The organism is Pseudomonas sp. LBUM1672, from assembly GCF_059695655.1.
In genome coordinates this window covers 3,615,031-3,639,720 of sequence record NZ_CP166781.1, presented here as the reverse complement: position 1 = coordinate 3,639,720, position 24,690 = coordinate 3,615,031, and the positions used below count along the sequence as shown (strand labels likewise).

General features: G+C 59.1%; 19 protein-coding genes. 4 read left to right on the top strand and 15 right to left on the bottom strand.

Translation table 11 applies throughout. The features are described 5' to 3' along the window. Positions 1-60 precede the first annotated feature (60 nt). From ACA053_RS16480 to ACA053_RS16415, 14 genes are all read right to left on the bottom strand, one after another. The gene (locus tag ACA053_RS16480; protein WP_497311793.1) at positions 61-876 is read right to left on the bottom strand and encodes a DUF1206 domain-containing protein; all 816 of its coding nucleotides are present in this window, start codon (positions 874-876) and stop codon (positions 61-63) included. 133 nt (positions 877-1,009) lie between these two features. After that, on the bottom strand, positions 1,010-1,642 hold the full coding sequence (gene ycaC, locus ACA053_RS16475) for an isochorismate family cysteine hydrolase YcaC (protein ID WP_105348963.1): 633 nt from the start codon (positions 1,640-1,642) through the stop codon (positions 1,010-1,012). Positions 1,643-2,152: 510 nt separating this feature from the next. Continuing rightward, positions 2,153-2,908 (bottom strand): ABC transporter ATP-binding protein, encoded by a 756-nt coding sequence (locus ACA053_RS16470; protein ID WP_497393115.1) that lies wholly within the window; start codon positions 2,906-2,908, stop codon positions 2,153-2,155. Then, entirely contained in the window at positions 2,902-3,963 is a 1,062-nt protein-coding gene (locus ACA053_RS16465) for a FecCD family ABC transporter permease (protein ID WP_109632332.1), read from the bottom strand. The genes ACA053_RS16470 and ACA053_RS16465 overlap by 7 nt, the downstream gene beginning before the upstream one ends. Continuing rightward, a complete protein-coding gene (locus tag ACA053_RS16460) occupies positions 3,960-5,147 on the bottom strand; it encodes an ABC transporter substrate-binding protein (protein ID WP_497311792.1) in 1,188 nt (395 codons plus the stop codon). Before ACA053_RS16460 ends, ACA053_RS16465 begins: the two co-directional genes overlap by 4 nt. Positions 5,148-5,207: 60 nt before the next feature. Beyond that, the gene (locus ACA053_RS16455) at positions 5,208-7,622 is read right to left on the bottom strand and encodes a TonB-dependent siderophore receptor (protein WP_497393114.1); all 2,415 of its coding nucleotides are present in this window, start codon (positions 7,620-7,622) and stop codon (positions 5,208-5,210) included. Between the two features lie 99 nt (positions 7,623-7,721). Further along, a complete protein-coding gene (locus tag ACA053_RS16450; protein WP_497393113.1) occupies positions 7,722-8,699 on the bottom strand; it encodes a FecR domain-containing protein in 978 nt (325 codons plus the stop codon). After that, positions 8,700-9,215 carry a sigma-70 family RNA polymerase sigma factor gene (locus ACA053_RS16445; protein ID WP_109632323.1) on the bottom strand — a complete coding sequence of 172 codons (516 nt, stop codon included), beginning with the start codon at positions 9,213-9,215 and terminating at the stop codon, positions 8,700-8,702. 86 nt (positions 9,216-9,301) lie between these two features. Further along, a complete protein-coding gene (locus tag ACA053_RS16440; RefSeq protein ID WP_497393112.1) occupies positions 9,302-10,486 on the bottom strand; it encodes an aminotransferase class V-fold PLP-dependent enzyme in 1,185 nt (394 codons plus the stop codon). A gap of 15 nt (positions 10,487-10,501) precedes the next feature. After that, positions 10,502-11,746, bottom strand: a complete 1,245-nt coding sequence (locus tag ACA053_RS16435; RefSeq protein WP_109632320.1) for an MFS transporter — start codon at positions 11,744-11,746, stop codon at positions 10,502-10,504. A 16-nt stretch (positions 11,747-11,762) separates the two neighbouring features. Then, positions 11,763-13,613, bottom strand: coding sequence for an IucA/IucC family protein (locus ACA053_RS16430; RefSeq protein ID WP_497393111.1), 1,851 nt, complete (start codon positions 13,611-13,613; stop codon positions 11,763-11,765). A gap of 48 nt (positions 13,614-13,661) precedes the next feature. After that, positions 13,662-14,810, bottom strand: a complete 1,149-nt coding sequence (locus ACA053_RS16425) for an NAD/NADP-dependent octopine/nopaline dehydrogenase family protein (protein ID WP_109632316.1) — start codon at positions 14,808-14,810, stop codon at positions 13,662-13,664. 28 nt (positions 14,811-14,838) lie between these two features. Beyond that, positions 14,839-15,882, bottom strand: a complete 1,044-nt coding sequence (locus ACA053_RS16420) for a PLP-dependent cysteine synthase family protein (protein ID WP_461974384.1) — start codon at positions 15,880-15,882, stop codon at positions 14,839-14,841. 15 nt (positions 15,883-15,897) lie between these two features. Continuing rightward, positions 15,898-17,292 (bottom strand): Y4yA family PLP-dependent enzyme, encoded by a 1,395-nt coding sequence (locus ACA053_RS16415; protein WP_497393110.1) that lies wholly within the window; start codon positions 17,290-17,292, stop codon positions 15,898-15,900. 610 nt (positions 17,293-17,902) lie between these two features. On the opposite strand from ACA053_RS16415, the gene ACA053_RS16410 reads away from it, so the two are divergent. The 4 genes from ACA053_RS16410 (at position 17,903) to ACA053_RS16395 (ending at position 22,072) form a co-directional block, all read left to right on the top strand. Next, the gene (locus ACA053_RS16410) at positions 17,903-18,793 is read left to right on the top strand and encodes an HpcH/HpaI aldolase/citrate lyase family protein (protein ID WP_497393109.1); all 891 of its coding nucleotides are present in this window, start codon (positions 17,903-17,905) and stop codon (positions 18,791-18,793) included. 25 nt (positions 18,794-18,818) lie between these two features. Beyond that, a complete protein-coding gene (locus ACA053_RS16405) occupies positions 18,819-19,220 on the top strand; it encodes a transcriptional regulator (protein WP_497393108.1) in 402 nt (133 codons plus the stop codon). Positions 19,221-19,353: 133 nt separating this feature from the next. Then, a complete protein-coding gene (locus tag ACA053_RS16400; RefSeq protein WP_497393107.1) occupies positions 19,354-21,582 on the top strand; it encodes a TonB-dependent receptor in 2,229 nt (742 codons plus the stop codon). An 88-nt stretch (positions 21,583-21,670) separates the two neighbouring features. Then, complete coding sequence (locus ACA053_RS16395; RefSeq protein WP_497393106.1) at positions 21,671-22,072, top strand: fe2+ zn2+ uptake regulation protein; 402 nt, start codon at positions 21,671-21,673, stop codon at positions 22,070-22,072. Between the two features lie 75 nt (positions 22,073-22,147). On the opposite strand, the gene katG is transcribed toward ACA053_RS16395, so the two are convergent. Further along, entirely contained in the window at positions 22,148-24,403 is a 2,256-nt protein-coding gene (katG, locus tag ACA053_RS16390; RefSeq protein WP_497393105.1) for a catalase/peroxidase HPI, read from the bottom strand. Between the last annotated feature and the right edge of the window lie 287 nt (positions 24,404-24,690).

Below are 24,690 nucleotides of genomic sequence, written 5' to 3'. Positions count from 1 at the left end.
GGGTTTGCAAAATGCTGTCGGCCGTTCATGCCGTTCATGCCGTTCATGCCGTTCATGCCGTTATGCGCCCGGTACGCCAGGCACATCCATGTTGATCTTGCGCCAGGCGGCTTCGGACAAGCTGTAGACCGAAAAGGCGATCAAGCCCAAGGCCATCACCATCAAAATCACGCCGCCGGCCGGCAGATTCTGCAGCGCATCGAGCGCCTCCTTCATGCCGGGTGGGTCCATGGCTTTATAGCGGGAGCCACTGATGATCAGCAACAGGGCGATCTCGATAAACACGACGCCACGGGCGATAAGGCCGAACCGAGAGACCGGGCGGACGTAGCGCATCACGTCTTCGTCCGCTTCAAAATATTGTTCGAACGTGGACTTCCAGCCCTTGATGATGTGAGCGATGCCCACGCCGAGAGGGACGAGTGCAACGAGGTACACCAATAGATTCGAGTGTTCCCAGGACAACAGATGCGCCAATAGATCCTTAGTCTGCCCACCGCCCGAATCCCCCGAGTTTCGGATGCCGCTGATCAGCAAGCCCAACGCAAAAAACGCCAGCGCGCCGTTGACCAAACCTCCTGCGAACAATCCTGCCCGGATGACCAGCCCCTTCATATCGTTACCGTGATGATCAACGTCGCGTATGGCCTGCAACACTCGCCAACAGGCAAAAGCAAGCAGACCAGCCACCACCAATCCGACCAATACATAACCGAAAGGCTGGCTTAATACGGCCTCGAGGCTCCTGTGACTGTCCTTCGGTTTAGACGAGTCTTGAGCCGCCAGCAAAGCGAAGATGCCGATGATCAGGTAAAGAACGCCTCGAGCGGCATATCCACCCCGAGCGAGTACAACAAGGCTGTGGTGCGCAGACATGGCAGCTTAATCCAGAGAGGCAATACAGATGCAGACCTTTCGGGGTAGGAGGGGTTCGATTGAAAATCGGGGTGTACAGGCAGGAGACGGCCAAAAGCCCGCAAAAGCGGGCCTTGGTTTTTGCGCGTCAGGTTTACGCCTGGCGGGCTGCTAATGCCGAGTAGCTGTTCATCAGGTTGCGGTAGTTCGGAATGCGCTGGGACAGCAGGTTGCCCAGGCCTTCGATGTCGTTGCGCCAGTCGCCCTGCAACTCGCAGGCTACCGAAAACCAGTTCATCATTTGCGCACCGGCTTGGGTCATGCGGTTCCACGCCGCCTGTTGCACGGTGGTGTTGAAGGTGCCGGAAGAATCCGTGACCACGAACACTTCAAACCCTTCAGCCAGGGCCGACAGCGTCGGGAAGGTCACGCAGACGTCGGTCACCACGCCGGCAATGATCAGCTGTTTGCGACCGGTCGCCTTGATCGCCTTGACGAAGTCTTCGTTGTCCCAGGCGTTGATCTGGCCAGGACGGGCAATGTAAGGCGCGTCCGGAAACATTTCCTTGAGCTCCGGTACCAGTGGGCCGTTGGGACCTTGTTCGAAGCTGGTGGTCAGGACGGTTGGCAGTTCGAAGAACTTCGCCACGTCAGCGAGGGCCAGTACGTTGTTTTTGAACTCGTTGGGCGAGAAGTCCTGCACCAGCGAGATCAGACCTGTCTGGTGGTCGATCATCAACACTACGGCGTCGTCTTTGTTCAGGCGGTTGTAAGTGGCGTTGCTCATGATGAAATCCTTTATCGAGAGGGGTAAGTGGCTTCGTTCAACATGGGCTCAGATTAATGATCTGCAGGAAGGGGAAAAAGAGGGTGGAAACGGTTTGACTGTCAACCAGAAAGGGACAATCGAGGAGAGCAACAGGTGATTGCAGGATGACGTTGGAAAATATGAATTATTCGGGGTGGTGGCACTCAACACCCTGAGAGGTGCTTGCTTCTCGATAGCGGTGATATCCGCTGGGACTTACATTATGACTTCGCTAGAAGACTTCAGAATCCATTCTCATGCACTGCTGATCGAACTGGATGCTGCCACGATGGGCATGATGACGCTGGTGTCATCCCGTTGTGTTTCCGGGCCCGACTGGGACGTTGCGACTAAACGACATCACGATGCTTATGAAGTCTGGAGTGCTTTTCTCAATGGTCCAGCGCCAGCCCTGAGTCCGGATCCTCGTTGAATCCGGCTCGGCCGCCAGTGGTTGACACGTCACTCAATCCGGGATGGCTCACGCGATCAAACGATATCGTCAATCAGGATATGGTGCTGCCCGCGACTGCAGGTTTCTATCCGCGCCTCGACCTTGTAGACGTTACGCAGCATCCGCTCGGTAATCACTTCGTTGCTCGGTCCACTGCCTTGGGTCGTCCCGTTGGCGATCACCAATACCTGGTCGGCAAAGCGCAACGCCTGATTCAGATCGTGGATCGCGATGAACACGATCACCTCGCGTTTTCGAGCCAGTGCCCGCATGAAATTCAGCACTTGCACTTGCCGGTGCATGTCCAGCGCGCTGGTCGGCTCGTCCATCAGCAGGATCTCCGGTTCGCGCACCAGCGTTTGTGCGATGGATACCAGTTGTTGCTGGCCGCCGCTGAGTTCACCGAGGTTGCGAAAAGACAGTTCGGTAATCCCGAGCGCGCCGAGAATCTCATCGACGAGCTTCAATTCATCGTCGTGGACGACCCAGCCCGGTGTCAGTTGTTTACGCGCCAGCAGCACTGATTCGTAGACCGTCAGGCGCGCACTGGCATTCAGGCCCTGCGGCATGTAGCTGATGCCCTGATGACCTTTTTCCGAGTCCTGCAGGATGACCTGGCCCGGCCCTTCAATCAGCCCGGCCATGCGTTTGAACAAGGTGGATTTGCCCGCTGCGTTCGGACCGACCACGGCAACCACCTGACCCCCCGTGAAGGCGGCCGTGGTGACGCCTGAAATGATCTCGCGCTGCCCATAACGGGCGCCGAGGTTATCGAGCTGGATCTTCACCATGAGTTTTTCTTCCCGCTGAGAATCAGAGATATGAAGAACGGCACGCCGATCAGTGACGTGACGACGCCGATGGGGAAAATCGCGCCCGGGATCAGGGTTTTGCTGACGACCGAACTGGCGGAAAGTATCAGCGAACCGGTCAGTAACGAGGCTGGCAGGAAGAACCGTTGATCCTCGCCAATCAGCATCCGCGCAATGTGTGGGCCGACCAGTCCGATAAACCCGATGGTGCCGACGAAGGCCACCGGGAACGAGGCGAGCAGGCTGACCATGATCAGCGTCTGAAATCGCAGACTGCGCACGTTGATCCCGAAACTCGCGGCTTTGTCATCGCCCAGCCGCAGGGCCGTCAGTGCCCAGGCGCGTTTGGCAAAGATCGGCAGGGTGATCAGGATCACTAGGCAGATCACCCCGAGTTTCGGCCAGGTGGCTTTGGTCAGGCTGCCCATGGTCCAGAACACGACGGCCGCCACGGCTTGTTCGGTGGCAAAGAACTGCACCAGGGCCAACAGCGCATTAAAGGTAAACACCAGGGCAATGCCGAGCAGCACGATGGTCTCGGCGGTGACACCCCGGCGCAGGCTCAGGAAGTGGATCAGCAGCGCTGACAGCATGGCCATGATGAACGCATTCACCGGCACCATGTACTGCGCCGCCAGCGGGAACAGCGCCACACCAAAGGCCAGCCCCATGGCGGCGCCGAAACTGGCGGCAGCAGAAATGCCCAGCGTGAACGGACTGGCCAGCGGGTTGTTGAGGATCGTCTGCATCTGTGCGCCCGCCAACGACAACGCGGCACCGACCGCGACGGCCATCAGCGCCACGGGCAGACGGATTTCCCACATCACCACGCGTACTTGCGCTGAAGCGGTGTCCGGCGAAAACAGCGCGCCGAGCACTTCGGTGAGGCTGTAGCTCGCCGGCCCAAGTGCCAGGTCAAGCAGCACGCTGCAAATCAATAACACCAGGAGCCCGCCAAGGATCAGGCGTTTGCGCAGCACCAGTCGACGGTAGGTGTCGCGTTGAACGACCATTGCTTCGTTCAATGAGCTCATTGCTTCACCTCAGGCTTGTCCAGGCTGACGAAGTAGCCGGGCTCGTAAGGCACCGGCAGAAATCGCTCATGCAGTTCGCGCAATGACGCGTCCGGATCGAGATCGGCAAACAGCGTCGGATGAAACCATTTCGCCAGTTGCTGGATGGCCGCGAACTGGTAGGGACTGTTGTAGAACTGGTGCCAGATGGCATGAAAGGACTGGTCGTCCTGAGCCTTGATGCCTGCGTAGGCAGGGCGTTGTGTGTACCACGCCAGTTTGTGCCTGGCTTGGGTCATGTCTGCACCGGGGCCGACGCCGACCCAATGACCGCCGGGTGCAAAGGCTTCCCAGTTGGCACTGGTGACAACCACCTGGTCCGGGTTGGCGACGATGACTTGCTCGGGGTTCAGCTGGCCGAAGGTGGTGGGGATGATGTTTCGGGCAATGTTGTTGCCACCGGCCATGTCGACAAAAAGGCCGAAATTTTCGTTGCCGAAACTCAGGCAGCAATCATCGGTGTAGCCACCGATGCGCTCGATAAACACGCTGGGACGGGAAGGGTGGCGCGCCTCAATCACGTCGGTGACGCGATGGATCTGCTGGTTGCGAAAATCGATAAAGGCTTCGGCGCGCGCTTCCTTGCCGAACAGCTGACCGAACAGGCGCATGGTCGGCTCGGTGTTTTGCATCGGGTTGTTGCGAAAGTCGACGTACACCACGGGAATCCCCAGGGCGTCGAGTTTCTCGATGTAGCGCGCATCTTCGGTGGCGTGCTGCGCTTCGATATTGAGGATGATCACATCGGGTTGCTGCGAGATCGCCTGCTCGATGTCGAAAGTGCCGTCTTCAAACCCGCCGAATGTCGGGATCTTGGCGATGGCGGGAAACTTGCGCAGGTAGGCGCCGTAGGTGTCCGGGTCCGACTGGATCAGGTCCTTGCGCCAACCGACGATGCGTTCAATGGGGTTTTGCGTATCCAGCGCGGCGACCAGGTACAACTGGCGTCCCTCGCCGAGGATGACCCGCCTGACCGGAAGGTGAACCTTGATCTTGCGCCCGAGCAAATCGGTCACCGTGCCCAGCGCGGGATCCGGGTCGGCGGCGAGCGCGTGGCGTGGCGTCAGAGCGCACAGCGACAGGCCCAGCAGTCCTGCGAACAGCAGCGCAGCGAAGGTTTGGGGGCGTCGGAAGAAGGTAACCATGGTTTGTTCCTTTGCAGAAGTCAGGACCGGACAGCGACTCAAGTTGCCGGGCCGGACGTTTCAGAAATCGACGGTGGCCGACAGCAGCAGGGTGCGGGGTGAACCTTGGGAGAACGCTCCGTACGAGGCGACGCCCGACCAATACTCGCGGTCGAACACGTTCTGCACGGTGGCGCGCAATGTGGTCGGGTGTTCCGCAATGCGGGTCGCGAAGCGCGCACCGACATCGAAGCGGGTCCAGGCATCCAGTTCCTGGGTGTTGGCCTGGTTCACGTACTGGCTGGCGGTGTAGATCGCGCCACTGGTCAGCGTCAGGCCCTCGACCCACGGCGTGTCCCATTCGGCCCAGAGGTTGGCCTGAACGTCAGGGACACCGACCGGTTTATTGCCACGGTTGGCGGCAACGCCGGACTTGGTCAGTTCGCCATCGAGGAGGGTCACGCCACCGAGCAGGCGGGTGCCTGGGGCGATCTCGCCAAACACATTGAGCTCCACACCGCGATTGCGTTGCTCGCCTTGTACCGAGAACACGCCAGAGGCCAATTCGCCGCTGGGTTTCTTGATCTGGAACAGGGCGAGTGTGGACATGAAGGTGCCGTAGTCGACCTTGACCCCGACTTCCTGTTGCCGGGAGATGTAAGGTGAAAAAATCTCCCCCGCATTCGAGGCCGCGGATGGCGCAGTGTCACCCTTGCTCAAGCCTTCGATGTAGTTGTAGTAGAACGACACGTGGTCCCAGGGTTTGGCGACGACGCCGAACAACGGCGTGGTAGCGCTTTTGTCGTAGGAGGTCGTGACCGTCCCGGCCGCATTGAAGTTATCGGATTTGATGTTCTGTTTGCGCAAGCCGACGGTGACTTGAAAACGCTCGTCCAGCACTGAAAGGGTGTCGGCCAGGGCCACGCCTGACAGTTCGCTCTCGGAGATTTTCGGCGTATCCGGTTTGGCAATAGAGGGTTCTGGACGGTCGGCCGGGTGGTAGATATTCGACAGTAGTACCGGGCCGGAAATGATGCCTCGGGACAACTCATCGCGATAACGGGTGACTTGCAGGGCGGTGCTGTGACTGACCGGCCCGGTGTCGAAGCGCAGGCGGGCACCGGCGTCGACCGTGTAGCGCTGGACTTCGAATTTGTAGTAGCCGGGGATGGAAGAGGTGTCGCCAGCCGCGTTGATGATCGTCGGAGTCTGATCGGACATCCGCGCTACCTCCGATTTGCCGCCACCGGCGTGAGCAAATACGGTCAGGGCATCGTCAAGGTCGTATTCGCCGCCGAACAACGCCGACTGGTCACGGGTTTCGGACCAACCCCAGTCCTGGCTCACGCTGGTACGACCGTTGGCCGCAGAGGGAATCGGTACGCCGGGAGCGATGAGAAACGGTCGGGACGCGGCGTCAAATTGTTCTTTCTGGCTGATCAGGTCCAAGGTAGTCCGCAGGCGATCACCCGCATAGTCCAGGGAGATGGCGCCGATGTCGATGTCCCGGGTTTGCTTGTCGATGGCCGTGTCGCCTTGCTGGACACTGCCGTTGATCCGAACACCGAACCGGCGTTCCTCACCGAACCGTCGACTGACGTCGAGGTGGCCGCCGAGCTGCGAATCCATGGCGTAACTGGCGGTGAACCGGGTCAAATCCTCGTCAAGAGAACGCTTGGGCACGACGTTGATCACGCCGCCAACGGCGCTGTTGGGTGACATGCCATAGAGCAGGGCACCAGGACCTTTCACCACTTCGATGCGTTCGACGTACTCGGTGAACACCCGGTAGTTGGAGGCCACACCGTAAACCCCGTCGAACGCCAGTTCACCGAGATTGCCTTCACCGACCGGAAATCCACGGATGAAGAACGAATCGACTATGCCTCCGGTCTGTCCCGTGGAACGCACCGAGGAGTCACGCTCCAGCACATCGCCCACGGTGACCGCCTGCTGATCCTTGATCAACGTCGAGGTGTAGTTGCTGACGCTGAAGGGTGCGTCCATTACATCGGTATTGCCCAGCATGCCGAGGCGCCCGCCGCTGGCGACCTGGCCTCCCGGATACACCGGGGGCAAGCCTTGGGTACGTCGGTCGGTGCCATTGATCGCCGTTTCTTCCAGGGTCAACTGGCGTACCACCAGGGTGTAGCTGCCGTCGTCGCGTAAAACCATTTCCAGGCCACTTCCGGCCAGCAGCCGTGTAGTCGCCTCCTGTGTGGAGTAAGTACCGGACAGCCCCGGACTGACCAGGCCTTCGGTGATCGAGGGCTGGAACGACAAGGCAATGTCGGCATCCACGGCAAAACTCGACAGGGTTGCGCCAAGCGGTCCGGGAGCAATGTTGTAGGCGCGGACAACCGTGGAGTCCTGTTGCGACGGTACGGCGGCCAAGACAAGCGGGCACGCGGCACCGGCCAAGGCAAGGCTGAGCAACACACTGCGAATCACTGGCTTGAGCAGACGGTCCGGCCGTGAGGGCCGCGCAACGAGCATGAATGGATGACCTATGGACGAGGTGAAAAGGTTGTTCCTGTCCTTGCCAGTTGAGATCAAAAAAAGTATCACCCTTGCGGCAACTTTTTTGGCACGAGGTCAGGCGGGAGAGAGCGTCACCCAGTAACCGCTCAAGTGACCGGTGACGAGTACCGGGTAGGTTTGCACCAGCATGTTCAGCGTGCGCTGGGTATCGCTGATCGGAAAGGCGCCGGAAATGCGCAGCTCGGCAATGGTCGGATCACACCGCACGAATCCTCTGCGATAACGCGCCAGCTCGGCGACGAAATCCGCAAGACGCATCTTGTCGGCCATGAGCATGCCTTGGGTCCAGGCCCCGACGTAGCGGTCTGTCGGGGTCACCTGGCCAAACGTGCGGGATGAAAAATCGGTGCGTTGTCCGGCGTTGATGATCAGCGGGACTGCTTGGCTGCTATCTGACAATTCGACCCTCACCGCGCCGTCCAGTACAGCAAGATGGGTGCGGGACTGCAGTTCGCGAACCGTAAATCGCGTGCCCAATGCCTGCATTCGGCCCTGGCGTGTGCTGACCAGGAAGGGGCGTGCCAGCGGCGAAGTATCGGGGGCGGTCTGCACCAGTATTTCCCCTTCGCGCACGTTGATGAGCCGCTGATTGGCGTCGAAGATCACATCGATGGCGGTGTCGGTATTCAGGGTGATGTTCGACCCGTCGGCGAGGGTCAATTCGCGTCGCTGACCCACGGCCGTCCGGTAATCGGCGGACCATTGCTGTGATTCCACCAGTTTCCAGCTGCCCCAACCGGCAGGCAGAACGGCCAGGAGCATCGCCAGTTTGCCCAGGGCGACGCGACGTTCGGGATTGCTCGGGCGATCCAGTGCCGACATCGCCAAGGACGATGGCAGCCCGCCGAGCTTGCTCTGCAGCAACTGCGCGCGCGACCACGCACGATTACGTTCGGGCGTGCTGGCCTTCCAGCATTCCCATTCGGCATGCTCGGCGTCGCTGAGCTCGCTTTCACTCAAGCGCATCAGCCATTCGGCTGCTTCTTCAAGCACCTTGGGATCGAGCTGCGGGTCATTGCGCCGAGTGAGCATTTATTCCACCAGCATCAGGCACTGCACGAAGGCTTGCTTCATGTAGCGCTTGACGGTGATCAGCGAGACGTTCAACTGCTCGGCAATGTCGTCGTATTTCAGGCCGCCGATCTGCGACAGCAAAAATGCGCGTTTGACCAGCGGGGGAAGGGTGTCGAGCATCGCGTCGATCTCGTGCAGGGTCTCCAGCACGATGAAGCGCAATTCCGGCGAAGGCACTTCGGGCGCGGGCAGGTGCGCGAGGGCATCAAGGTAGGCGCGTTCAAGTGCCTTGCGCTGATACCAATTGACCAGAATGCCCTTGGCCACGCAGCTCAGGTAGGCCCGGGGTTGCTCGATGACCGTGACTTGGGAGGCCAGTATGCGAGTGAAGGTGTCCTGCGCCAGATCCGCCGCATCCATGGCGTTACCCAGTTTTTTTCGCAGCGTGGCGTACAGCCAGCCGTGATGGCCGCTGTACAGGGCTTCGATCGCGCGCAGATGATTGCTGTTATTCGCGGGAAGGGTATCGCTCATGGCGGCGGCTTTTTTGCAATTGAGAAGTATTCACAATGCTAAGTGACAAAGACGCTCCGACGCAAGGGCGATTCTGCATCCCGTTTTCAGATTCGCGGCATGCGCATCAGCGCTTCAATCAGGGCGTCGATTTCGCCTTCGGTGTTGTAAGCGTGGACCGAAGCGCGGCTGACTTCCTGCAAACCTCGTTGCTGCATGTCGAGCAGGGTTGAGCGGAATGTCGAGGTGGAGACGTTGATCCGTTTATCTTGTCCCGCAAGCCATTGCTGTACGTCTGCGGCGCTGCTGTCCCGACGCGTGAACGTCACGATCCCGGACGTGAGCGCACCTCTGTCGCGAAGTGTGACGCCAGGGACTTCGGCCAGTCGATGCCGCAAGTGGTTCGCCAGTTGCTGAATGCGCTGCCACATCGGCTCGATGCCTTGTGCCAGTGCGTATTCAACCGCTGCCCCCAGGCCCAGTTTCGCGGCCACGTTGCATTCCCAGTTTTCGAAGCGGCGGGCATCGTCACGGATCTTGAAGGTGTCTGGCGTCAGCAACGATGCGGCATGCAGGTCGAGAAACGCCGGTTCAAGGTTTTGGCACAGCGACTTTTCAACGTATAGAAAGCCCATGCCCCTGGGCCCCCGAAGGTACTTTCGACTGGTCGCGGCGAGGAGGTGACAGCCGATTTTGCGCACATCGATCGGCATTTGCCCGACACCCTGGCAGGCATCGAGCAAAAACAGCACGCCGGCATCCCGGGCCAGCGCACCGATCTGCTCGATGGGCTGAACCGGTCCGCCGTTGGTCGCGATCATCGGCAAAGACACCAACGCGACGCGCTCATCGCCCAGCATGTCCTGCAAGGCGCCAAGTGAAACCTGGCCCTGTTCATCGTTGGGAATGACCCGGATTTCAATGCCGCGCTGCTGTTTCAGCTGCAGATAAGGAATGAAGTTGCCGGCGTATTCGGTGGTGGAGGTCAGCACCACATCACCGGGTTGCAGCGGCAATGAATAAAAGGCCATGTCCCAGGCGCGGGTCGCGTTTTCGATGACGGCGATTTCGTCGGGGTCAGCATTGATCAGGCGGCCGATGGCGCCGTAGACATTCTCCAGTTCAGCCGCACGTTGCCCGGCCGCCTCGTAGCCACCGAGTCTGGCTTCGAATTGAAGGTGGCGGGTCATGACATCGATCACCGGGTCGGGCATCAAGGCCGCGCCGGCATTGTTAAAGTGAATCAGCTGCTCGACACCGGGGGTGTCGGCACGCAGTTGTGCAATGTTCAACGCAAGACTCCTAGATCAGTCGCCGGGTGGGGCTTGGCTCGTTTGCATGACCACCGGCCAGTAACGCAGGGCGATGATGGGAATCAGCGCGACGACATAGGCCAGACACACAAACAGGTAGGTGTACTGCAAGCCATAGACCTGGCTGAGCAAACCACCGGCCGAGATCCCCGCAATCGAGGCGAATTGCGCGGTGCTCTGCGCAATCCCCAGCACATAGCCCTGTTGTGAGCTGTCGGCTGTTTTCGAGATCAGGGCCATCAGCACTGGTGTGGTGGCGCCCAGCAGTACGCCCCATATGAAGTAGGCAATGACAAACACGGCGGGGCTGCGTGTGACACCAGCGACCGCGGTCAGGACCACGCAGCCGATGACAATGTAGGTGATGCGGTGCAGGGTTTCCTGTTGGGTGCGGTGCTCGAAGTAGCGCGACCACGCGGTGGCCGAGAGGATGAAACCCAGTGCCAGCAAGCCGTAACACAAGCCGACGACCGAGTTGCTGACCTCGAACACCGAGCTGACATACAGCGAGAAGGAGGTCTGCGGCAGCATCCGCGCCAACAGCAGAATGCCCATGACGCCCAGCAGCGACAACAGGGGCGAACCTTGCCAGACGCTACCTGAGCGCCTGACCGGAGTCGCCGTGTCCACGACCGGCGTTTTCTTTACGGGCGGAACATCCGGCAACGTCACGGCCGCCACCACGGTGCAAATGGCGCACAGGACCGAAGCGATGATGTTGATCCAGAAGAAGGTCGCGTAATCGAGGATGAGGCCACCGACGACGGCGCCGAGCAACGAGCCGACGTTGGTCGATATCTGCAGGATCGCAAACAGTCGCGCCCGCCGCGAGGGTGCTTCGATGCTGACACCGTAAGCCTGTGCCGGGGCGATGTACCCGGCGAAAGCGCCTTGCAGGAAGCGCAGGATCAGGATCACCCAGATGTCGCTGAACAGGGCCAGGCCAAGCTGGGTCAATGACAAACCGGCGAGGGCGCGGATCATCATCAGCTTGTGGCCGTAGCGATCGCCGATACGGCCCCAGAAGGCGCTGGTCAGGATAATCCCCAGCATCGGACCGACGTAGACGGCGATGCTGGCGAAGCTGAATACCGATTCCGAAGCGGTCAGCCCACGCAGGTGGACGGGCCAGAACGGCCCGCTCATTTCCATCGCGCCCATGGAGATGAGCTGGATCGCGAACAGAAGATAAATCAGGATTCTTACTCGCGAACCCTGGATGGGACCTGCATGGGACATGAGTCAGCCTCGGTGGTTAAACAGCATCAAGCGGGTTGGTCAGCGTGTGCTGCAAACGATAGTTGGAGTACTGCATCAAATGCATGCGCAACAACGACCGGGTGGGCCATGGGTCCTGAACGAACGCTTTGCGCTCGACTTCCCACAGCGCTGGCGAGACCCGGTCACGCACGGCTGCGAAGGCGTTCTCGGTTTCTTCACGCAAGATCTCCCACATCCGGGGGTTGTTCAACGCGTACTCCTTCGTCAGCCACAGGGCCATTTCGTGCAGGTGCGTGAGGAATGCCGCGTCCAGTACGAACATGCGCACCGGCTCGATATCCTCGACGAACACCGTCGGCAAGATGCCGGGCTGAACATGCGGTTGCAGGGTGTAACCGCGTTCCTCCAGCAACGGAGCATAGGTCCTGCCATCGCCAAAATCGCGGATCAGCAGACTACGTGCTTTGCCATCGGGGGAAAACAGCACCATGGTGTTTTGCTGATGTGCTTCAAGCCCGATGCCGTACAGCAGATAGATCGCCACCACCGGGCGGGTGACCACGTTGGCGTATTGGCGGAACCAGGTCTCGACCGTGTCGGCGCTGGCCCGAACGCCGTCGCGTTCGATCAGGTCGGTAAACAGCGGACGACCGCTGCCGGGCAACCGGGTGAACAACGACGCCACGGTAATCGGCAGGCAATCGTCGCTGCGTTCAAACGCCTGCTGACTGGCGCGATAGACCACTGACAGATGACGGCCAGGCGCATCGTCCTGTGTGATCGCGTTTTTATAACGCACGCCGATCTCTTCCGGGAAAATCTCCAGTTGCTGGTCGAAGCCGTTTTCGGCGGCGAGGATCTTGGTGATCACCGTGCTGATGCGCGGCCCCATGTGAATTGACTTCGCTTGCAGGCTGCGCAGTTCGCTGGTCATCCACAACGCGATCGGCAATTTGATCAGCGGCGCTGTTTCGTCGAGCACCGGCATCATCGTGCGGTACGACATGGTCGGCAGGGTCTGAAGGTCCGGCCCCTCAGTGATCAGGATGCCTTCTTCGATTTCCGCGGCAAACGTCTTGAGGACGTAGGCCTGCAGATGCCAGGCGTGAATCGGCAGCGGTAGCCACCGGGTTTCGTCCAGGCCTTTGTCATTCAGCGAAGCCTTCCATTGTTCCCATTGCACCGGGAAGTTCGTGGCAAACCAGGCGTGGTAACTGGTGACGTGCGGCATGCTTTCGCTTTTGGCCATGTCGGCGCGCAACGCTGCAATACGCAGCGGTACGTGGGCGTTGAATTCAGGCGACAGTTGCTCGACTTCGGCGTCACTCAGGCCCGGGCGGGATTTCCACGTCGGATAGTACGGATGACCTTCCAGCGAGCCCCATTGGTCCAGCAGGATGGCCGCATCTTTGGTGCTGGCGTGTTGGCGAAGATAGTCGGTAAGGCTGTCGAGGCCATGGCTTTTGGCGGCGTCGGCCAGGCGCGCGTTCCATTCCTGGCGATACTGGCGAGCATGGGCATCGTTCAGCAGGCTGTTTTCCATGTCCGACTTGAGCCCGGCCATGCCTTCATCCGTCGGTTCGAAGTCGAAGCTGTCACGCAGCACGTCCAGCAAGTCCTGATGACTGTGAATCACCTGGCGTACGCCTTCATCGGTCACCAGCACCACGTCACCGTCGTTGACCAGGGTGTCGGCCGGTCCCATGGCGATTTCAGTGAAAAACACGTGGGCACGGGCGTTCTCCAGTGGGTAGGTGGCCTGGTTTCCCTCGGCGGAAAAAACCAGGGCCGAACGGTCCAGAATGTTTTCGGCAAACAGGCAACGAATCATCCGTCGCATGGCGTTTTTGCGGGAGTAGGCGATCAGTGTTTTGAGGTCATCCATATCAGCTATCTGCTCGTCGATAAGTAAATGAAGAGGTGAGGGCGCGACTCATGCCGTGCGCGGCCATTGGCTTGGGAAGTAATCGAGCGCCGAGTCGCGCAGGCCTTGCATGTAGGAAACGCTCCAGTGCAGAACTTCCTCGATGTAGGGGACTTTGAGCTCGAAACGCCTGGCCATTTCCACCAGCAGCACCAGGCCGTAGGCGACGTCTTCGTTGAAGGCGCGGCTCTCGCGTTCGATCACGTAACCGGCGCGGTTGTCATCGGCGGGCACCATGGGCGCAAGGATGTCGTTGTAGGCCTGATTGGTGCGCAGGATCGACAGCATGCTGCTCTGGTCGCGAATCTGTTCACCGTACGCCTCGACAATTTCCTGCTTCAGGGATTTGACCGAAGACAGGTCGACACCCATTCGCTGGCTGATGACGGCGCACAGGTCCTGACTTTCCTGATCCATGCGCTCCAGGAAATAGGCGCCCAATTCGGGGCATTCGGTCCACCAGCACATGCGCTGGGGAAAGATCTTGCGATGCCATTGGCCGTAGGGCCCGATCAGCCCGTAAATCACCGAGCTGTGCATGATCGGGTTGCCCGGGGTGAGGGTGATTTCGAGGTAGTTGTCGAGCATCGTCACGCACGGGCCGTAGAGCACGGTGAGCATGTCCTGCAGGTGCTGGCGGGAGGCTTGCGACTCCCTGGCGTGGGTCGCCACGTATAACTGGCTTTTGCCGCCGCCCATTTTGATCGACAGCCCGGGCTTGAGATCGAAAGCCGTGTGCGGGACATCTTTCATGCCCCAGATCACCAGGTTCGGCCGGTCGGCCAGCGTGGCTTCGGCCAGCCAGTCGAAACCGCAGAAGCCGGGAATCGCACCGATGTACACCGGTTTGCTCGAACTCAGATGCGGGGCAATCGCTTGCAGAGTGTGCGGCCGGGCATGGGCCGGCACGGTAATGATGACGATGTCGGCATCCTCGACGGCTGCGCTGGCATCCGTGGTCACCCGGTCCAGCCGGGCGCTCAGCGTCGAGCCGTCCGGCATCAACGCCTGCATCGGCGTATGGCGAGCGTGTTGATCAACGATCTCCAGGTTGCTGGTGAGCATCGAGACCTGAACATTGGGCAGCTGTTTGAACAGGATGGCATTGAGGTGACCGGTCCTGCCTCCGCCACAGATGGCGACTTTCAGCGGTTTCATTGAGAGGCGTTCCTGTGTGGGAGGCGCGTCATGCGACGCTCAATTGCAGAGGCGTGGAGACGGAGTCCAGCCATTGGGTCTTGCCCAGCCAGATATCCAGTTGCGGCGCGACATTCGGGTCCAGCAGGTCGCGTTCTTCCAGCCATTTGTCGTCAAATACTGTGTGCAGGTACTTCTCGCCGCCATCGGCGATCGGCACCACGACGTTGCCGGTCAGCACGCCTTTGTGAATCAGTTCCAGTGCCTTGAAGATGGCGCCACCAGTGGATCCGCCGACCAGCAAGGCCAGGTTGCGAGCGATGTACCGTGCCGTTTCGAAGGCTTGGGAATCGGTGACTTGCACACCCAGGTCGATGCAGCTGTAGTCGAGCACCAGGCCCACGGTGTCCCCGGCCGGGGTGCCGGTGCCTGATTGATAGTACGGATAGCCGGGATGGCCAAAGACGATGGAACCGGCCGGTTCGACAGCGACTGTGACGGTGTCGGGGTTGTGCAGTTTCAGCCCTCGAGCGATTCCTGTCATCGAGCCGCCGGTGCCGACACAACCGACGTAGGCGCCGACACGACCTTCGGCCTGGGCAATGGTTTCGCGCACGAAATCGCTATACCCGCCGGCGTTGGCGGCATTGTCGGATTGGTTCATGAACACCGCGCCCGGAATCTGCGACGCGAGTTCGGCCGCTAACCGTTGGCGCTCGACCACGGCGACTTCATCTTCGCGGTAGGTCCCCGCGACAAACCGGACTTCGGCGCCCAGTGCCTTCATCACGGCGATCTTGTCTTGAGCCGCGTGGTGATCGACCACAGCGATGAAATGCAGGCCAAACTCGACGGCCGCCATGGCCAGGCCGATGCCGGTGTTGCCGGAAGACGATTCGACGACCACGCCACCCGGTTTCAGCCTTCCTGACTTGAGCGCCGCGAGCACCATGTTGCGTGCCATGCGGTCTTTTATGCTGCCGCCGGGATTGTTCTTTTCAATCTTGAGCAACAACCTGGCGTTCGTATCAGGAACATCAATACCCAACATTGGCGTATTGCCAATAAGGTCCGAGACTTTATTCAGTATCATTTGAAATATTCCCTTTTAGTAGTCCGGTGAAAACGCGTAGTTACCTTCCGTACAACAGGTCGCCATCAATCGCCGGGGCAGGGGATGGCGATGAAACTCGTTCTCCAGCAAGTCCATCTGATAACCGGCGGTATTGACGTAAATCAATAAGTCACCCGCCTGCGGTGAAGTACTGAAATTGATTAAGCGATGAGTGATGACATCGTCATCCAGACAACTGTGGCCGGCGATGTAAGCTTGTATCGGGGAGTGCGGTAGTTGGCCGGAGCTGATGAGTATCGGGTCCACGAGATATTCGGATGAGAACCACGTCTCGCAAGCGCTGAAACTACTGCCCTCAACAAAGATGACGGTTCTGTTGTTTGTGAGCTGTTTGGTGCGTGTAATGCGAAACACGGAAATGGCCGCCTGATCCACCAGGCTTCTGCCGGGCTCCAGTGCCAGCGTTAAAGGCTGGGCTTTCAAATAGCTCGCAATGGACTGTCCTGCTGAATAATCAGCTTCGAGAAATAAGGCCAGCCACTGGCAGGCAGTCAGGCTACTGCCGTATGGGTAAAAAGAGGCTGGAACTTTCTGGTTTTCATAGTTGCTCGGCTTATTATCGTTTTGTAAAAAACTGCTATAGGCCTGAGACTCGACATAACGCATCGGCAAGCCTCCGCCGATGTCGATCATGGTCGGGTTTAAACCCATTTCCCGTGCCGCTTCGACGAAACCGCTCACCTCGCGAAAGGCTTGTACCCGGGTTTCGAATCCATAGCCGCCGAGGTGAAAATGGAAACCTTCGAAGTGGAAAGTTTCGCGGTGTTCAGTCAGGTGTTGCAGGCATTGAAGCACCTCACTCGCACCCATTCCGAAACGGCTGCTCGGGCAGCTCTGTGGCCTGTAACGCAGTAAAACCCTGGCTTTCACGGGTTCCGGCATGGATTCGATCAGCGCAGTGAGGTGACCGTACTCTTCCAGGGAGTCCACGCAAATGAGTGAGCCGGCCTGCACCAACGCGCGATGAAACACCGTGGTTTTGGCCGGTCCCGTGGCGCACAAACGTTGCGCCGGTAGGCCGGATCGCAGCGCTGCGTCCATTTCGTGAAGGCTTGAAACGTCGATGCCGATGCCAGAGTCTGATGCCGCGCCAAGCAGGCATTGGGATTTATTGGCTTTGGCGCCATAGAAAATAGCGTGCTGCACATCGTGCTGTTTCAACACCGCCAAGAGGGCGAGGGTGTTGAGTTCAAAGGCATGTGGCCACACCAGATTCAAGGGTGATCCGTATTGAGACACCAGTTCCAGAAGTGTTTGCGGATACTGATGAATCAGTTGTGCCACAACAGGGTCGAGCAGCGGTTTAAGCAGTTCTGGCTGATGAACTTCAATCCGTTCATCTAATGACGACGCAATTGTAATAGGCATAGTTAACCCCTGGCATCGAAAATCTCGCCATTCATATTTCGACAACTAAACGTTATCGATAGGTGTGATCTTTGCGCTCGTCAGGCACGAGCGTTTAATGATTCAGGAGGCGGATGCCAGATAAAACCCGAGAATGTGTCAGGGGTAATAGTCGTCATAAATGCTATACAAAACAATTGCATGAGAACCCCATTCCATAAGGTTTATAGGGACAGATTGTTCGGCCATTAGTTGATGGCCTAACCCCCTGTAAAGTGCCAGCAGCTGACATTCAAATGACATCACTGCTCTGTACTTCCCGTAAACATGAACGCTTGCTTTGATTCGAGAATTGTTTCTCTTGGCGGCGAGAACAATATTGCTAACGCGAACGATTATCAAGTAAGGTTTTCAAATATTTTGGATATCCACCCGTTGAGCAAGAGTGCAAAAGCGATTATTTGCACGCTCTTGCAAGCATGCGTTCCTGCCTGAAAAAACACCTTAAAACCTTGATGAACAAGGCGTTGAAGGTTGAAGCAACACGCCGTTTCCAGGCTCGGAAATGCGACGCCGCAGATACCCGAAATTTTTTTGAAACCCACGACTGATGCATGCCAAGGAGAGATTCATGACAACTGATCGTCTCAGCACCCAAGCCACGCTTCCCATCAGCTACCTGTTCGTTCCAGGCAATCGTCCCGAACGTTTTTCCAAAGCGGTCGATGCGGCTCCGGATGCAATCATTCTTGACCTCGAGGATGCCGTTCATCCGGGAAGCAAAGCCGCCGCGCGAGCCGCAATCTGGGCTTGGCAGGAGAGCACGCCGACGGTGCGCTGCCAGCGTTACATCCGTCTGAACAGCGTCAGCAGTGCGCTTTTTCGCCAAGACCTGACCTGGCTCAGGGACATGCGTTATCCCGAGCGCTGCGCGGGTATTTTCCTGCCCAAGGCGGAACGCCCCAAGGACTTGTCCCGGGTCGTCGAAGACCTGCTGGCATGGAATCCCGAACTCAAGATCGTCGCCATTATCGAGACCGCCAAAGGCCTGCAACAGGTCGAGGACATTGCCGCAATACCTGGGCTGGCGCGCCTGGCATTTGGCTCGCTGGATTTTTCCCTGGATATCAATTGCAGCCAGATCCCCGAGGCCTTTCTGTTCGCTCGAAACCGGATTGTGCTGGCCTCGCGTACCGCCGATTTGCCGGCACCGATCGATGGCGTGACACCGGCGATCAGTGACATGACGGTGGTTGCGCAGGAGTCGCATTACGCCCGGTCCCTGGGGTTTGGCGCCAAGCTCTGCATCCATCCCGCACAGTTGGGCACTGTCCAGCGAGCCTTCCTGCCTGATGCGCGCCAGCTGGCCTGGGCGGATCGAGTCTTGAGCGCCGTGGCCGGAGGCAGTCATGCGGTGCAAGTGGACGGTGAGATGGTCGATCTGCCCCTCATCGAACAGGCGCAGCGTCTGCTGGACGTGGCCAGTCGATACGCGCTGGTTGCCAAGGCCGATGCCTGCTGAGCCACCGTCGAACAGGAGATGAATCATGGGGCACGGTTATCAGATTGCGCTGCGGCCAATGTGCGATGTGTTGCAGTCGGAACAGGTCGATCCAGCCAATGTGGCGTTGCTGCGCGAGGCCATCATCCGGGCCGGGCATTGGCTGGAACCGATCATCGTCGAGCGCTCGAAAGGCATCGTGATGGACGGTAATCACCGGTTCAACGCGGCGCTGCAACTGGGGTTGAAAAGGGTCCCGTGCATCCAGCTCGATTACGCCGACCCGCGCGTTTGTGTGTGGCATTGGCAGACCGGGCAAACGTTCGAGGTGCCACGGATTTTCACCACGATCGCCCGTGGCGAGCTGTTTCCGTACAAGACCACGCGGCATGCGTTCAACCCGGCCTTGCCGGTGATCGCGATACCGCTCGACTGCCTGTACGTGTGATTGACCGGGCAGGCTCCTCGGCTTTACGGCCGAGGAGCCCAAAAATTTTCAAAGAGAGGGTGATACTTTTTCGCGGGTCGACTGGCAATAGGAGTGATTACCATTTTCTCTTGCCCAAAAGGATCCTTACGTCATGTCCGTTGCCAGTCGACCATGCGGTGAGCGCGCGTTAACGCAGGCCATTCGTACCGCCATGCTGAGTTTTGCCCTGGTCGCAGGAAGCGCCAACACCTGGGCTGCCGCCCAACAGCAACAGGATGCTGACGTCGCCAAGACACCTGACGCTTCGGCAAACCCGAATGCCGATGGCTTGACACTCGGCTCTACCAACATCACTGCCGATTACACCAGCCCGACCGTGCTGCCGGGAGTCATTGCCGGTGGGCAGGTTGCTAGCGGTGCGCGCCTGGGGATGATGGGCAACAAAGATGTGATGGATACGCCGTTCAGTGTAACCAGCTACACCGCCAAGACATTCGCCGACCTGCAAACGGTGACCGTTGCCGATGCCCTGGAACGAGATCCATCAGTGCGCTCCACCGGTCAAACCGGCGGCATCGTCGATTCCTTTTTCATTCGCGGTTTCGCGGTGGGCGAAGGCAACCTGGGCGAGCTGGCCTTCGACGGCGTGTATGGCGTGGCGCCCAACTATCGGGTGTTCACCGACTACGCCGAACGCGTCGAAGTGCTCAAGGGGCCGGGGGCCTTGATGTACGGGATCTCGCCGAACAGCGGTGTCGGCGGCGTGATCAATATCGTGCCCAAGCGGCCACTGGCCGAAGACCTGACTCGCTTTACCGCGAGTTACGCGTCGGACTCGCAAGCAGGCGGTCATCTGGATATCAGCCGTCGTTTTGGCGACGAGAACCAGTTCGGCGTGCGCTTCAACGGCAGCCTCCAGGGGGGCGATACCGCCGTTGACGACCAGGAACGATCGGTCGATATCGGGGCCATTGCGCTCGATTATCAAGGGGAGCGACTGCGCTTGAACCTTGACTTCATCAGCCAGAAAGAAAGCTTCGAGGCTCCCTCGCGGCCCTTTACGGTGGCGCTGGGTGTCGATACTCCCTCTGCGCCCAATGGTCGTACTAACTTGACGCAGGATTGGGGATGGTCCGACACCAGGGAGCAGTCGGCATTGCTGGGCGGCGAATATGATCTGACTGATGCGGTCACCGTATTCGCCCATGCCGGTGGCGGCAAGGCAGACGTCAAGCGCAAGTCCGACCAGGTGCCGAGAATCCTCAACAACGCCGGCGACACCAGCAACATTCCCGGTTATTACAAATTCAACGTCGATCGATCGACGGCCGACGTGGGTATCCGTGGCGTGTTCGCCACCGGGCCTGTCACCCACACGACCACGCTGATGGCGACCCGGTATCAGGACGAATTGTCGCGGGGCATCACCAACGGAACCGAAATCCGTTCGAACATCTACCACCCGGTGGAGGTGCCCGAACAATTCCTCAACGCGCCAAAGGTGCTGCGCATTTCCGAGTCGGAGTTGTCCGGTGTGGCGCTGACCGACACCTTGTCCGTGCTGGACGACCGTATCCAGCTGACCTTGGGTGTGCGTAAACAGGACATCGAGTCGCGTAACTACACCGCGACAGGTTCGGTCAGCTCCAAATATGACGACAGCGCCACGACGCCGCTGGTCGGCGTGGTGGTCAAACCCTGGGAAGACGTGTCGCTTTACTACAACTATGTCGAGGGTTTGAGTAAAGGTGATATAGCACCAGGCACCGCCGCCAACTCCGGTGAAACCTTTGCGCCTTATGAGTCGAAGCAACACGAAATCGGCGTCAAATATGAACATGGCACGTTCATGACCACCCTGGCGTTGTTCCAGATTGAAAAGCCCAGCGGAGAAATCGGCGCAGGCAACGTGTTCTCGGTGCAGGCCGAACAACGCAACCGCGGCGTTGAGCTGAGCATGTTCGGCGAAGTTGCGCCGGGTACTCGCTTGATGGGCGGCGTGACCTTCCTCGATGGCGAACTGACGGATTCCGCCACAGCCGCTAACCGAGGCAACGAACCGGTGGGCGTGCCCGACGTACAAGCCAACCTCTGGGCCGAATGGGACACCCCGTGGCTGGAGGGCTTCACGCTCACTGGCGGCGCGATCTATACCGGCAGCCAATATGTGAATCAGGCCAATACCCAGAAACTGGATGCCTGGACGCGCTTCGACACGGGCGCTCGCTACACCACCAAAATCGAAGGTCGACCTACGACGTTCCGCGCCACGGTGCAGAACGTCTTCGATCGAGAGTACTGGTCTGGCGTCGCCTCGTATGGTGCGTTCTCTGCGGGTTATCCGCGGACGCTGCAGCTGTCGGCTACGGTCGATTTTTGATGAAGACGGGTCGTCGGCGATAACGCTCGGTGAATAGCCACGTCTGCATTTTTTGATGCCTGAACGTTTTGTGAAAAGGAGTATTCGAATGTTAAACACCTCAGCATCGGCGACCCTCGCACCCTTGATATTCCAATCGACGACTGCTCACCGGGCATTCGATTTCGAGCGCAGTTCCAACGAGCACATCCGGGCGTTGCTTCGCTATTACGGATTGCGCACCAGCCTTATTCGCTTGAAAGTGATCGATGCCATGTTGGTCGCCGCGAAGGAAGGAACGCCCATAGGTGTGCGCGGAGTGCATTCATATCTGCAATCCTTCTCAACCGATTTACCGTTTATCAGCGTGCGGGAAGTGCTCAAGCGTCTCTGTGAAGAGGGGGTCATCGTTTTTGGGGCAGACAAGAGTTACTGCTTTACTGCGCAGGCCATCGCGATACTGGGAACACGCTCGGATCGCGAAGATTCAGCAGCTTATATAAGCAGGTGAGTTCAGAGGGATTCCCCCGACCCGTATCACCGGGTCGGGGTGGTCCTTTCAAGCCTTACCGATTCAACGAGTGCATCACTTCACATCGAAGCGATCCAGGTTCATCACCTTGGTCCACGCCGCCACGAAGTCCTTCACAAACTTCTCCTTCGTGTCACTGCTCGCGTAAACCTCAGCCAGCGCCCTCAACTGCGCATGAGAGCCAAAGACCAGGTCAACACGGGTTCCGGTCCACCTCACTTCGCCGGTTTTACGATCGCGTGCTTCAAACTCTTCATTGGATTCTGAGGTCGGTTTCCATTCCACGCCCATGTCCAGCAGGTTCTTGAAGAAGTCATTGGTCAACGCTTCTGGCTGCTGGGTGAACACGCCGTGTCTGGTTTGCCCGACATTGGTGTTCAACACGCGCAGGCCACCCACGAGCGCGGTCATTTCTGGCGCGGTGAGCGTCAGTTGTTGCGCTTTGTCGATCAGCAGATGCTCGGCCGACACGCTGTAGCGGGACTTGAGGTAGTTACGGAAGCCATCGGCGATGGGTTCGAGGAAGCCGAAGGATTCGACATCCGTCTGCTCTTGCGAAGCGTCCATCCGTCCTGGGGTGAACGGCACCGTGACGCTGTGACCGGCATTTTTCGCCGCCTGTTCGACGCCAGCGTTACCCGCCAGCACGATCAGGTCAGCCAGCGAGACTTTCTTGCCGCTGTTGTTGAACTCGCTCTGGATGCTTTCGAGTTTCGCCAGCACATTCGCCAGTTGATCAGGTTGGTTGGCTTGCCAGGATTTCTGCGGCGCCAGACGCAGACGCCCCCCATTGGCGCCACCACGTTTGTCGGAGCCACGGAAGGTGGAAGCTGCTGCCCACGCCGTCGATACCAGCTGCGAGACGCTCAGGCCCGAAGCAAGCACTTTGCTCTTGAGCGCGGCGACGTCACTTTCGTTGACCAAGGCATGGTCGACCTCCGGAATCGGGTCTTGCCACAGCAATTCTTCGCTGGGCATTTCCGGGCCGAGGTAGCGGGAGAGAGGGCCCATGTCACGGTGGATCAGCTTGAACCAGGCGCGGGCGAACGCATCGGCCAGTTGATCCGGATTTTCCAGGAAACGCCGAGAAATCGGTTCGTAGATCGGGTCGAATCGCAAGGCCAAGTCCGACGTCAGCATCGTCGGATTACGCCGTTTGGACGGGTCATGAGCATCCGGAATAGTGCCGGCGCCCGCGCCGTTTTTCGCAATCCACTGGTGCGCACCGGCGGGGCTTTTGCTCAGTTCCCACTCGAAGCCGAACAGGTTTTCCAGGTAATTGTTGCTCCACCGGGTGGGCGTGGTGGTCCAGGTCACTTCCAGGCCGCTGGTGATGGTGTCCGGACCTTTGCCGGTGCCGAAGCTGTTCTTCCAGCCAAAGCCCTGGGCTTCGAGGCCCGCGGCTTCGGGCTCGGCGCCGACGTTGTCGGCAGGCCCTGCGCCGTGGGTTTTGCCGAAGGCGTGACCGCCGGCGATCAGCGCCACGGTTTCTTCGTCGTTCATTGCCATGCGGCCGAAGGTTTCGCGGATGTCTATGGCGGATCTGACTGGGTCTGGCTCGCCTTCCGGTCCCTCGGGGTTGACGTAGATCAGGCCCATTTGCACGGCGGCCAGCGGGTTTTCGAGATTACGGCCGTGTTCGGTACGGCTCTCCTCGTTTTTACCGGGTTCGGCGACAAGTGGACCGTCACCGGGAGCTTCCACGGGAGCGCTGTCTTTGCCGTAGCGGGTGTCACCGCCCAGCCATTTGTTTTCCGAACCCCAGTAGACGTCTTCATCCGGTTCCCAAACGTCCGCACGACCCCCGGAAAAACCGAAAGTCTTGAAGCCCATGGACTCTAGCGCGACGTTGCCGGTGAGGACGATCAGGTCCGCCCAGGAGATTTTACGGCCGTACTTTTGCTTGATCGGCCAGAGCAGCCGGCGCGCCTTGTCGAGGCTGACGTTATCGGGCCAGCTGTTGAGCGGTGCAAAGCGCTGCTGACCGGAGCCGGCACCGCCACGACCATCGCCCGTGCGATACGTGCCTGCGGCGTGCCAAGCCATGCGAATGAACAGCGGCCCATAGTGGCCGAAGTCCGCTGGCCACCAGTCTTGCGAGTCGGTCATCAGAGCCGTCAGGTCACGCTTGACCGCCTCAAAGTCCAGGGTCTTGAATTCTTCGGCGTAGTTGAAGCCCTCGTCCATGGGGTCGGACAGGGACGAGTGCTGGTGCAGGATCTTCAGATTCAGTTGGTTCGGCCACCAATCGCGGTTCGTCGTGCCACCGCCAGCGGCGTGATTGAACGGGCATTTCGATTCATTTGCCATGTGTGAGCTACCTTTGGTCGTGTTTCATCCGGCTATCGGCCCGGGGTGGGCGTTAGATAGCAACGAGCGAATTCAATGACATAGGCTGCAGGACCAACAGTTGGATCAACTGATCGTCTGGACCACACGGGAATTGGACAGCGGCGGTGGCCCACGGGTGGCCTAGTCAAGCTTCGGACTCATTCCTGTCTCCTTATCAGCACTAAACCGGCCGGCTTGTTCCGCCAGCGCTGGATACAGGTTAGACCCCACTTGGGGAGTCAGCTAATAGGTGGAGTATTAGGAGG

Bases quoted from the DNA above. Each gene is read 5' to 3' on its own strand.
- ACA053_RS16455 (WP_497393114.1), bottom strand. From the start codon at position 7,622: ATGCTCGTTGCGCGGCCCTCACGGCCGGACCGTCTGCTCAAGCCAGTG.
- ACA053_RS16425 (WP_109632316.1), bottom strand. From the start codon at position 14,810: ATGAAACCGCTGAAAGTCGCCATCTGTGGCGGAGGCAGGACCGGTCAC.
- ycaC (WP_105348963.1), bottom strand. From the start codon at position 1,642: ATGAGCAACGCCACTTACAACCGCCTGAACAAAGACGACGCCGTAGTG.
- ACA053_RS16430 (WP_497393111.1), bottom strand. From the start codon at position 13,613: ATGGATGACCTCAAAACACTGATCGCCTACTCCCGCAAAAACGCCATG.
- ACA053_RS16450 (WP_497393113.1), bottom strand. From the start codon at position 8,699: ATGCTCACTCGGCGCAATGACCCGCAGCTCGATCCCAAGGTGCTTGAA.
- ACA053_RS16410 (WP_497393109.1), top strand. From the start codon at position 17,903: ATGACAACTGATCGTCTCAGCACCCAAGCCACGCTTCCCATCAGCTAC.
- ACA053_RS16445 (WP_109632323.1), bottom strand. From the start codon at position 9,215: ATGAGCGATACCCTTCCCGCGAATAACAGCAATCATCTGCGCGCGATC.
- ACA053_RS16420 (WP_461974384.1), bottom strand. From the start codon at position 15,882: ATGATACTGAATAAAGTCTCGGACCTTATTGGCAATACGCCAATGTTG.
- ACA053_RS16415 (WP_497393110.1), bottom strand. From the start codon at position 17,292: ATGCCTATTACAATTGCGTCGTCATTAGATGAACGGATTGAAGTTCAT.
- ACA053_RS16400 (WP_497393107.1), top strand. From the start codon at position 19,354: ATGTCCGTTGCCAGTCGACCATGCGGTGAGCGCGCGTTAACGCAGGCC.
- ACA053_RS16405 (WP_497393108.1), top strand. From the start codon at position 18,819: ATGGGGCACGGTTATCAGATTGCGCTGCGGCCAATGTGCGATGTGTTG.
- ACA053_RS16435 (WP_109632320.1), bottom strand. From the start codon at position 11,746: ATGTCCCATGCAGGTCCCATCCAGGGTTCGCGAGTAAGAATCCTGATT.
- ACA053_RS16465 (WP_109632332.1), bottom strand. From the start codon at position 3,963: ATGAGCTCATTGAACGAAGCAATGGTCGTTCAACGCGACACCTACCGT.
- ACA053_RS16460 (WP_497311792.1), bottom strand. From the start codon at position 5,147: ATGGTTACCTTCTTCCGACGCCCCCAAACCTTCGCTGCGCTGCTGTTC.
- ACA053_RS16480 (WP_497311793.1), bottom strand. From the start codon at position 876: ATGTCTGCGCACCACAGCCTTGTTGTACTCGCTCGGGGTGGATATGCC.
- ACA053_RS16395 (WP_497393106.1), top strand. From the start codon at position 21,671: ATGTTAAACACCTCAGCATCGGCGACCCTCGCACCCTTGATATTCCAA.
- ACA053_RS16470 (WP_497393115.1), bottom strand. From the start codon at position 2,908: ATGGTGAAGATCCAGCTCGATAACCTCGGCGCCCGTTATGGGCAGCGC.
- katG (WP_497393105.1), bottom strand. From the start codon at position 24,403: ATGGCAAATGAATCGAAATGCCCGTTCAATCACGCCGCTGGCGGTGGC.